Source organism: Oleiphilus sp. HI0061 (genome assembly GCF_001635675.1).
On record NZ_LWFE01001051.1, the window covers coordinates 1 to 5,523 of the forward strand.

The window sequence follows — 5,523 nt, forward strand, 5'->3', positions numbered from 1 at the left end:
TTAGAAGCTTTGGGTAATGTTACTCGCCTTGAAATCTTTCGGACTCTGATCCAGGCGGGGCAGAGTGGTATGACAGTGGGCGACATACAGAAAAAGTTGGGTATACCTGCTTCAACCTTGTCACATCATATTTCCAAGCTGATGCAATGCGCTTTGCTTAGCCAGCAAAGGGAAAGTAGAAACTTATACTGCAAAGCGAACTTTGCCAACATGACAGAGTTAATGTCTTTTTTGATGAGAAATTGTTGCTCGGCGGATGAGAAGTCTAAGTCCTGTTTATAGGTGTGGTGAATCGATTGCCACAGCAAGGTGATTTTCTGGCGAATATTCATCAGGGTGCGCGTTGCGAAGCTGGAGAGGTTTCGCTCAGAGAGCAGTATATAATCGATACGATGCGCCCTTTCTTATTAAATGAAGGCATTGCTCTGGCTGGGCTCGACTTTATTGGTGGTTATATTACCGAGGTTAATATTACTAGCCCTTCAGCCATTCGGCAGATCAATACAGTAAGTGATCAGGAAATACAGAAAGTCTTGGTTGATGGCATTGAAGCTAGACTCAAGAATAAATTTGCTAAAGCTTGCTGTGACAGTTTCTACTCAAAAGCGAGTTGAATCTAGCCGGAATACAAAGACTGAATCACGGCTACAAGCTCTTTTTCGGTACTGAAGATAACGCCGTTTTGGTTCATGAAGGTGCTGTCTGCTTTATTCAGTTCTAGAACTTGTCCCTTATAATCACAAACAAATGCACCGGCTTCTGAACAGATACACGCGGTGGCAGCAAAATCCCAAAGGCTACCGCCGCCGTCTTCTTTTTTGGGCGGCTTAAAGTAGCATGCGGGTGGATTTTCTAAAGCCTGTATGGCGTTCATTACTGCACCGCAGTGATGAATTTCATTGATTTGAGTTAAGCCCTTATTTGTACGCCATTGGTCGATTGCTTTGTGGATATCAGGAAAGTCAGGCCTTTTTAGAAGGCTGCGATCACAGGGGAGCGTTAGCTGCTCAGTACGAAGTTCGTTTTCCGGGCGCCAGGCTTGGCCATTCAAATAGAGGCCTTGCTCTGTAATAGCCGAGTACATTCTGTCTTTTACCGGGTCATATACCACACCAATTAGAGATTTACCTGTTTTCGAAACCAGGGCGATTGATACAGAATAACCAGGTCTTGCTTGTGTAAAGGCTAGCGTTCCATCTATTGGGTCAATGCACCAAAAAGCTTCTTTTATCAGGCGTTGCTTGTCATCTTCTTGCTCCTCACTGAGTACTGCCAAGTTGTACTTTCTTACGCTGTCGTCCAAATGATCAAGAATTAGCTTCTCACAACGCAAGTCGACTTCGGTTAGTACTTGTGATGCTTCGCTTGAACCTGTCGATTTAGTTAGGATTTCAACTTTCTTATTGGCATAAGTCATTATGACAGCGCCTGCCAGTTGGGCTGCTTCTCGAGCGTATTGAGCGAGTTCCTTGAGATCAGTGGGGGAGAGTTTCATGCCTAACTCTCCTTAGCTTGATTTAGTTGCGAGATTACTTTGCGTGATTGCTGCTCACTGTAGGCGTTGACCTTCCAATGTTCAGGGCTCCAACCTTTAAGGAAGCGGTGAAAGTCGGCCCATGCCACTGAAAATAAAGGGCGCCAGGAGGCTTCAACCTTGCTAGGGTTTATATTGCTTTGGTGTTTGAGCAAAGCCTGTTTAAGTTGTTCAAAGTAGCTATCGAGTAGCTGATTTTCATAGCGCTGGCAGTCTTCTTCATGCAAACAGCTGCCAATAAAGTAGGCCAGATCTTTCATCCCGCAGCCTCCCCCTACGTATTGAAAGTCTACAGCTGCTACAGACTTGCCATCTTCAGAGAAGCAAAAGTTTGCCAACTTGGCGTCGCCATGTACGAAGGTTTGATAAGGGCTGCTTGCGAGTGCGAAGTCGATTCGTGAGGCAGCGCTCTTTAGTGCTTGATCTTCTAGTGCTTCAAGCTCATCAGGGCGAGTATCGAGGTGCCAATATGTCCCTGTTTTCCATAAAGAGTCGGGTGCGTGCCCCATAAATTTGGCATGGAAGTTAGCTAGCCAGCCCAAGCAAGTGTGCATGTCTGTAAGCTTTGCTGACTCTTTTACAATAGGAAAACCTTCGGCTGCAAGGTCTTCCATGATGATTAAAAACTCACCCTCAGAGCTTGCAGTGTCCAAGCACTTTGGGACTCTGCTAGATTCATCGCATAGTGCGCTAAAATCTCTATACCAGGCACACTCAACTTGATAGGAGTATATTTTTCGTTGATGAGAGCGCTGAGTATTCCAGCCTCTGGGGTGCTGACTTTTTTCAGGAAGCTTAACGTGTTTTACGATGACTTGGCTTGCCTGACAGCCTTCCAACTTGTACCGGCTAATTACTCCGTAACCACTCCATAAGCTTTGGATATCTTCAAGCTTAATAATAGAACGAGCCCTGGTCACGTTTAAAATTTGAGACGATAGCGAATGGCTCATGCTAGGTGGCGCCTATCATTCAAAGCAAATAGCCCCTTTCCTAATCGGTAAAGTACCCAAACGCCAACTGCCAACATAATAGGAACCCCAATGATTGCGCCAATAATGGTCACGATCAGAATCCAGGCAATGACTAAACCAACCAAGGCTTTCCAGAAAGTTGTGATTAACCAGTCAAAGTGGGAATACAAGAAGGTACCGTCGGCATCACCCCGCCAGATATAGCTCATAACCAATGCTATGATCGAAGGCCAGCCGGTAAGGAAAGCCGTCAGAATAAACGCTGGCGTTAACAGGCCACTTATAGCACTAAAAATATGTAAGGCATAAATAAGGTAGGTGATTTTAAGCAAGGATGCTGAAGGCTTACCAGGCATATCGGGGAACATTGAGTTTGCACCTTTATATTGACGGTTTTGGTGGAGTTGTAGCTAAGTAAACGATATGGCGAGAAGTATTTAATGGCAAGTTAATCATTAGAAAACAGTGTTTCAATGTTATTAGAGTCAACAACTCTTGGGCGGTTTCTGTTATTGTCGTGAAGCGCTTTTGCACTAATGACATTTAAGGCCAGGGCTATCTCTCATTCGATACGAAATTACGAACTGCTGCTCGTTGCGGTGACGCTTATTGCTGCTGCGGGATGGGTGTTCACCAAAAGCGCCCTGGCAGAGTTTTCACCTTACATCTTTTTAGCACTGAGGTTTTCATTAGCGGCGCTGGTGCTGGTTCTAATGTCCTGGCCGCAATTGGTGGTGCTTAAGCGGCATCAGTTTGTTAAGGGAATAGGTACGGGTATCCTGTTAGGTTGTGCATTGTTGCTTTGGGTCTTAGCGGTGGACCAAACCGATAATATCGGCGAAGGTGCTTTTATCGTGAGCTTGGCAGTCGTCTTCGTTCCGCTAATCGCGCGACTAATCTTTGGTACCAAGATCACCTTCTACCTTATTTGTGCGTTGATTCCCGCAGTTATTGGTTTGGCGCTTTTAGCATTACGGGCTGAGCCAGGAGGTGGTTTGGGCTTTGAATTTAAGGAATCCCATGCTTTCTTCTTTATGTCAACTTTGGGTTTTGCGCTGCATGTCATTTTGACGGGGCGTTATGCACAAGGTATCTCTTATATGGCTCTGACATCTTTACAGCTTGTCGCCATTGCAATCGTCGCGACAGTTGCCGCACTGCTAACTGAGAGTTGGCCAGCTGATTTATCCTATATGGCTTGGGTGTGGCTGTTGTGCAGCGCTTTTATCGCTACAAGTTTACGTTTCGCCTTGCAAACTAAAGCGCTAGCAAAACTGGACCCAAACAGTGCGGCCATGGTTTTTATTCTGGAGCCCGTGTGGACAGCAATCTTAGGCGCATATTTCTTAAGCGAAAGAATGACAAGCAATCAGCTGCTGGGTTGTGTGTTAATTTTTTGTGGGATACTGGTTTACCGCATACCCTTGTTACGAAGCTATTTCCGTCGCTATATAGAAGGTAGGAAGAAAGCGCCACTGAAAGAGGAGTCGCTTTAGTCTTTTGCTTCTTCCATGCTGGCGCGGCGCTCGATTAAATAATGATAGCGTGAATACTCTTTGTGGTGACGGGGAATATGTCTCACTCGATGTAGATATTCGTCGACTTCTTTCAATAAGCTAGCATCCGCACTGCGTTTATATAGTCGTAGTAGTACTTGCGCCAAATTCAGGTTGAGCGAGATATGCCTTGGGGTGAGGGGAAGGGCGCGTCTTAGCTCCTCTGCTGCCTCTTTAACTTTTTTCTCTCCATAGAGTTTGATACCCATTTTATTAATTTTAGCTGCTCGCTGGCGGGTTTCACTGCCAATTCCCTTGTTGAGCTGCGAGTAAATATCTTCAACCAGTGCACTATCTTCTTTTGCCAGGTCAGCCGCGCGTTCCAGTAAATGTTCCGACTTGTCCTCTTCCCCCAGACTGCTTAGTGTTTGTGCTGCTAGTTTAAGGCTACTCGCAGAGAGGTCTTGAGCGTCATGACTTTCGCCTAGCAGGTCGTCAAGAGCTTGCTTGGCTTCGTCGATGTTGCCGATATTTGCATTGACATTGGCAGCGACTAATTTTGTATGCTCTTCGATATTCCCCTGATTAGCGAAGCGTTTGGCACTTTTATCAAGCAAGTCGAAGGCTTCCTTAACATGTGGGTTGGCATTGATATCGCCACCCTCTTGCTTGGCAACGTCTGCAAGGTAATTAACGAAATCGAAGCAGTGTTCTGGCCGGGCGTAGACAGACTGTTCACTGTGCTTCATTACGTTTTGATAGGCTTCGATTGCGCCCTTACTATCTTTATTTTCTGAGCATAGCTCTGCCAATTGCTTTTGTCTGTGCAGGGAGTTTGGAGACCGCGAGATAGCTTGTTCGACGGTTGCCTGGGCCTCTTTGGTTTTATCTTGTCTTTGCAGTACCTGCGCAAGAAGGTCCAAAGCTTCAACTTGCTCCGGGTCTTTGGTAATTATGACCCGTAGTAGTTTTTCTGCATCCTCATAATGTTTACGCCGAATCATGATTCTTGCCAGCCCATATTCGGCCCAGGTAAAATCGCTTGCTTTAAGGATGCCTTCGTATAGCTCGCGTGCCTCGTCGATGTGTCCGATTTTACTTAGCAGCCAGGCTTTTGTCTTCATGCAGCGAAGTACGTAATTGCCTTTCTCGGCAATTTTCTCGTCACAATATGCAATTGCTGAGTGATAGTCGCCATCATCTATAGCAGTGTCAATTGCACTCATCGCTTCTTTCATTTTTAGCGCTTTGCTTAAGCGTTGTTTCAAATCATTGGGTGTGATCGGTTTTACCAGGTAGCCATCGGGTTCGTTCTCGACGGTGCCCATAACCTTACTGCGATCAACTTCGGCTGAAACAATAAAAAATAAGTCCGAGAACTTTAACAGTTTCTTGTAGCGTAGCTCCTCAAGTAACTCCTGGCCGTTTTTGCCTTTGCCTAAGTCATAGTTGCACAGCGTAACGTCGTAATTGACGTTCTGAAAACCTGAGACAACATTTTGTGCACTGCTTGCTGTGT

7 protein-coding genes are annotated in these 5,523 nt (G+C 45.7%); 3 read left to right on the forward strand and 4 right to left on the reverse strand.

Annotated features, from left to right (window positions below; translation table 11 throughout):
- Together A3735_RS14115 and A3735_RS14120 are read left to right on the forward strand one after the other, a co-directional pair.
- Positions 1–282: helix-turn-helix transcriptional regulator (locus A3735_RS14115; protein ID WP_068638177.1), on the forward strand; the 282-nt coding region annotated here is incomplete at its 5' end.
- A gap of 5 nt (positions 283–287) precedes the next feature.
- Positions 288–614 carry a hypothetical protein gene (locus A3735_RS14120; protein ID WP_304438921.1) on the forward strand — a complete coding sequence of 109 codons (327 nt, stop codon included), beginning with the start codon at positions 288–290 and terminating at the stop codon, positions 612–614.
- Between the two features lie 2 nt (positions 615–616).
- Here A3735_RS14120 and A3735_RS14125 read toward each other — a convergent pair whose 3' ends face one another.
- The 3 genes from A3735_RS14125 to A3735_RS14135 are packed head-to-tail and all read right to left on the reverse strand — an operon-like array spanning position 617 to position 2,876.
- Positions 617–1,495, reverse strand: a complete 879-nt coding sequence (locus A3735_RS14125) for a 3'(2'),5'-bisphosphate nucleotidase CysQ (protein WP_068514256.1) — start codon at positions 1,493–1,495, stop codon at positions 617–619.
- 2 nt (positions 1,496–1,497) lie between these two features.
- On the reverse strand, positions 1,498–2,487 hold the full coding sequence (locus A3735_RS14130; RefSeq protein WP_068514260.1) for a phosphotransferase: 990 nt from the start codon (positions 2,485–2,487) through the stop codon (positions 1,498–1,500).
- Positions 2,484–2,876, reverse strand: a complete 393-nt coding sequence (locus tag A3735_RS14135; RefSeq protein WP_068514263.1) for a hypothetical protein — start codon at positions 2,874–2,876, stop codon at positions 2,484–2,486. Before A3735_RS14135 ends, A3735_RS14130 begins: the two co-directional genes overlap by 4 nt.
- Positions 2,877–3,044: 168 nt before the next feature.
- Between A3735_RS14135 and A3735_RS14140 the strand changes: the two genes are divergently transcribed.
- Positions 3,045–4,004: a DMT family transporter gene (locus A3735_RS14140; protein WP_068514268.1), complete on the forward strand. Its 960-nt coding sequence runs from the start codon at positions 3,045–3,047 to the stop codon at positions 4,002–4,004.
- Here the strand turns inward: A3735_RS14140 and A3735_RS14145 are convergent.
- Positions 4,001–5,523: tetratricopeptide repeat protein (locus tag A3735_RS14145; protein ID WP_068638179.1), on the reverse strand; the 1,523-nt coding region annotated here is incomplete at its 5' end. The two genes, A3735_RS14140 and A3735_RS14145, sit on opposite strands and share 4 nt — an antisense overlap.

What these genes read in the sequence shown, in the direction of transcription:
- A3735_RS14125 (WP_068514256.1), bottom strand. Translation starts at nt 1,495, where the DNA reads ATGAAACTCTCCCCCACTGATCTCAAGGAACTCGCTCAATACGCTCGA.
- A3735_RS14130 (WP_068514260.1), bottom strand. Translation starts at nt 2,487, where the DNA reads ATGAGCCATTCGCTATCGTCTCAAATTTTAAACGTGACCAGGGCTCGT.
- A3735_RS14135 (WP_068514263.1), bottom strand. Translation starts at nt 2,876, where the DNA reads ATGTTCCCCGATATGCCTGGTAAGCCTTCAGCATCCTTGCTTAAAATC.
- A3735_RS14140 (WP_068514268.1), top strand. Translation starts at nt 3,045, where the DNA reads ATGACATTTAAGGCCAGGGCTATCTCTCATTCGATACGAAATTACGAA.